This is a genomic window from Brachyspira pulli (assembly GCF_036997785.1).
In the GTDB taxonomy this organism is placed as follows: domain Bacteria; phylum Spirochaetota; class Brachyspiria; order Brachyspirales; family Brachyspiraceae; genus Brachyspira; species Brachyspira pulli.
Map to the genome: position 1 here is coordinate 1 of NZ_JAWLQI010000110.1, position 4672 is coordinate 4672.

Annotated in this window: 3 protein-coding genes; all 3 read right to left on the reverse strand. The window is 28.9% G+C overall.

All coding sequences use genetic code 11. From position 1 onward, the window contains the following. Positions 1-52 precede the first annotated feature (52 nt). On the reverse strand, positions 53-1162 hold the full coding sequence (locus tag R4K56_RS14410) for an ROK family protein (RefSeq protein ID WP_335773156.1): 1110 nt from the start codon (positions 1160-1162) through the stop codon (positions 53-55). Between the two features lie 871 nt (positions 1163-2033). Beyond that, on the reverse strand, positions 2034-2981 hold the full coding sequence (locus R4K56_RS14415; protein ID WP_335773155.1) for a DUF7916 family protein: 948 nt from the start codon (positions 2979-2981) through the stop codon (positions 2034-2036). A gap of 17 nt (positions 2982-2998) precedes the next feature. Beyond that, positions 2999-4441 (reverse strand): PTS sugar transporter subunit IIC, encoded by a 1443-nt coding sequence (locus R4K56_RS14420; protein WP_335773154.1) that lies wholly within the window; start codon positions 4439-4441, stop codon positions 2999-3001. Positions 4442-4672 lie beyond the last annotated feature (231 nt).

Sequence of the window (4672 nt, forward strand, 5' to 3'; positions counted from 1 at the left end):
TCTGTTTGAAAATTGACAAAATATATTTGTTTAGGTATATACCAAAAAATTATTATATTCCATCTATAAAATCATAAATATGCTTTAAAGAAGCTCCAATGGCCGATGCCTCAAAATTATGCCTGCATACCTTTATATAATCAGCACTATTTTCAAATGTATTTAACTTTGAAACTAATTTTTTTAAATCATCAATGTATTTTTGAAAATAACTTCCCACATATCCGCCTATAATAATATCGCAATCGAATGACATTCTTAAATTATTTACCATTATAGATAAATAATTTAAATAATTTTTCCATACATCTAAAAATTCACCATTATCTAATCTTTCAAAAAATAAATTCAATTTACCGTCTGTTAAATCTGAAAGCAAAGAAGCATTGCAATAAGAATCAAAACAGCCTATTTTTCCGCAATAACATTTTTTTCCATTTGGAACTATTGTAACATGACCAAACTCCCCTGCCCTAACATTATCACCCATATAAATATTATCTGATAGAATTATTGCTCCTCCGACACTGTCGCTTAAAGATAAATAAACTGCATTATTATCAATATATTTCGCTTCAGCAAAACCAGCAGCATTGGCATCATTTATAAATATAGAATTAAATGGTATAAAATTACTGAAAGAAGAACATTCTATATTATTGATTCCAAGAACATAAGAAGATGTAATATATTGTCCTGATTTATCTATTATTCCGGGTATGGATACTCCGGCACCTAAAATTTTTTCAAAGTCAAAATCATTTATAAATTCATTAATAGAATCTTTAAACCATAATAAATATTTTTCTGAAAAACTAAAACGTTTTTTTAATCTTACATTATTAACAATATTTCCAAGTAAATTAACTAAAACTAAACTTATATGATTATTAGTAATATCTATTCCTAAAGAATATTTAGCATTCTCATTTATAGATATAGCCTTTGCCTTCCTTCCTCCGCTTGATTCAAACTCTCCAACTTCTTTTATCAAATCATCATCAAAAAGTTCTTTTATATTTTGAAGTATAGTAGGCATACTCATATTTAAATCTATTGATATATCATGTTTAGAAACTTTTCCGTTTTTTAAAATATACTTATATAAAATATTCTTATTAATTTTTTTAACGTCTATATTATTACTTTTTTTATGTATCATAATTTCTCATATCGAATTATTATAAATTAGAATATATACCTAAACAACTATATTTTATCAAAAATAATTTTTTTAATTTAAAATATTTGTATGGATTTCACCACTGTGAAGCACACAGCGTGCAGCTCTATGTGCTTACACAGCACCACAGTTCTTTTACGACTGAAGGAAGTACTGTAAGTATTAGTATAAGGCACAGCCCACCTTCAGCAAAAAGCTATATCCTTAACAGGCTCGGATACGCTTCACGAACAACTGCATTTGACGAAGTCCACCTTTAGGTGCAACCTAAAACTAAGGTATTACACCATCTTTAATATATATTCTTAAAATATAAAGTTCTAGCAATTGCGTTTTTCGCTCTGCGTGCCGTAGGCAGCAACTTTTTTGTGCGGCAAAAAAGTTGATAACATTTATATAAAGTGTATCAGTTGACAAAGTTAAAAATTTCAATATATACTAAAAATTTTTAAGTTTGTCAAAATTAGTTTTTATATCGTTATTATTTTCGGGGACTAGCCCCCGAACCCCCAGTTCTTTTTGTGACCAAAAGAACCAAAAAGACTGAATTTTTAAACTAAGAATACGTATTAAACTACGTTTGATACATATTCTTGAAATATTAAGCTATGGTATGTGCATTTTTTACTACTTTGACGAAGTACACAGAGCGTATGCATCAAAAAAGTAAATAACATTTATATAAAATTATAGAAATTAGAAAAATATAATTGTTTATGTAATATATTAATAATAAAAAACAAATATATAAATCATAAATATAACTTTAAAACAATTGAAGCCATATAAAATAATATTTATACAGCTTCAACTATTTAAATTATATAAAAAACTATAATGAATTATTTTCTTATTTTCTATAAGCCATTCTTCTATAAGTATGTCTTATACCTCTAAGGGCAATAGACATAGCCATGATATTTTCAGGCAATGCCATACCAGAATAAGCAGCATCACCAATATGTACAATATCGGCACCTGCCATTTTTGACCATAAAGTCATTTCTCTTATAGTGTTAACATCTGCACCTTCCTGAGAAGTTCCTATAGCTGTTTTTGCTAAAGCTCCGAAACTATGTATTCTTTTTATTTGCTCATGAACAAAATCAACAGTATATCCCGGAAGTGTTGAAGGAGCACCAACCATAACAACATCAGCACCAGCTTTAACCATATTATCAAGTTCTTCCATAGAATATACATTATCGCCGCCTGCACCATGCATTTTTCCAGCAATAATAAGAATTTTATCACCGCAAACACTTTTTAATTCTTTAGCAGCTTTTGCTATGTTTTCTATAGTAACGCCTGTATTTGGGTTTCCAGTAAGAACAACATAATCAAAACCATATTTAAGAAGTTTTTCATAGTTTTCTTTTGAAGCTCTGAAACCAGGATTATAATTACTGTCTTCTGGTACTGGCTCTAAATTTACGCCTATTAATCTTCCTGTAACTTTTTTTAAATCTCTAACAACATTATCATTGTCTTTATTCATTTCATTAACTAAACCTTTTAATCTAGCAGACAGCCAAGTTTGTTCTGAAGAATCAGGATTTTCTTTATATAGTCCCCAAACAAAAGGCTTATTCATATCAAATAAATTTAAAGTTATTAAATCCGCCCCAAAAGCAGCAGCAGCTTCAGCATTACTAACAGAATCTATTAAAGGCTGATGACCGCAGCATACCTCAGACATAACAGATCTTCCTTCAGATTTTTTAATAATTTCTTTTAGTGAAGAAGCATTCATATTTAATACATCTTCTAAACTTAATTCAAAAATTCTTTTACCCATATAAATCCCCTTTTATTTTATTTAGTTTCGCTATTTTCTCCATTTTCCTCTGTTTCTTCTAATAAAAGTTTTTTATCATAAGCTATTAAAAATGGAAAATATATAGCAGTTAAAATTGCCAAATTAATTAAAACTAATATTATTGATTTCCAATCCCCGCCTGTTGCAAAATAAGCATATAAAGGTGCTGGGAATGTCCAAGGAACAACGGCAACAGTTTGTGCCACAAGTCCAAGTTTTGTAGCGATATATGAAGTTATTACACATACCATAGGACCTGCAATATATGGAACAATCAAATAAGGGTTTAATACTATAGGTGTTCCAAATACTATAGGCTCATTAATATTAAATAAACAAGGTGCTAAAGATGATTTTCCTAAAACTTTCATGTATTTTGAACGTGCTACAAAAGCCATTAATATAACAAGACCTAAAGTACCGCCGCCCCCGCCTATCCAAACAAATGCATAATAGAATTGATTTGTTAATATATAAGGTATAGTTTCACCATTTATATATGCCTGTGCATTAGCTTCAAAAAGCTGTAATAATATAGGCATAGTAAATGCTTCTACTATAGAGCTTCCATGAATACCCAAACTCCATAATAAACATATAAAAAATACCATTATTAAAGCACCTGGTAAGCTATTTATTATAATAGGAAGCCAGAAGAATAATTTTTGCAATATTACATGTAAATCTATTATTCCTGAAGGAAATTGATTTGGGAATAAAGCTGGTATTAAATGTAATAATTCAAACAATGATACTATAACCAATAAAGGAATTAAAGCTTCAAAAGACCTTATTACACCTTCTGGAACTCCGTCCGGCATTTTTATAGTTAAATTTTTCTTTTTGAAGAAATTAAATACAAGACATACCACTATAACACATAAAAATCCTACAAACATTCCTTTACTTCCCATATTATCCATAGGAATTATCATACCTAAAGAACTTAATGGGTTTGAAGTAATGCTTAATGTATCGCCTATATTAGGTAATGAATCTAATTTCAAAAGCTCCATTAAAGCTGTTTGATTTTCATTTGTAACTACAACAGTAGAAAATGATACTGATTCAAATGCTTTAGTCCAGTCTAAAGTCATAAAGAATGCTATCAAAGAAATTAATATAATTGGTATGGTTGGTAATTCTAAATTTCTTGATAAATGATAAGCTGTTCCTATAATAACAAATATAGATATAATACTCATAGTAGCCTGAAAAGGCATCAATATTATGTCTCTATTTGCTGCTATCCATTTAAAAATACCAACAGTTTCAAACCAAGAATTTGGAACTGGAGGATAAGCTATAAGAAGGAAGAAACTTCCTACTATTGTAATACCAATTACTGATATTACACCCTCTTTTATTGCACTAATATACTTATTATGCGATAATCTTACTACGGTATCCATTAAAAATTTTTCAACAAATTGCTTCATAAGTATCCTACTTTAATATTTTTCGGGCAAGTATAAAGTAGTCAATACATTTGTCAACAAAAAATATTACCACAATAATCTGGTAATAAATGCACAGGAGCCAGACATATTGCATTAAGTATTCCTTAGTTTTTTAAAGTATAACATAGGTGTATCATAATTTAAAGTGCACAGGAGCCAGACATATTGCATTAAGTATTCCTTAATTTCTTGAAGTATAACATAGGTGTA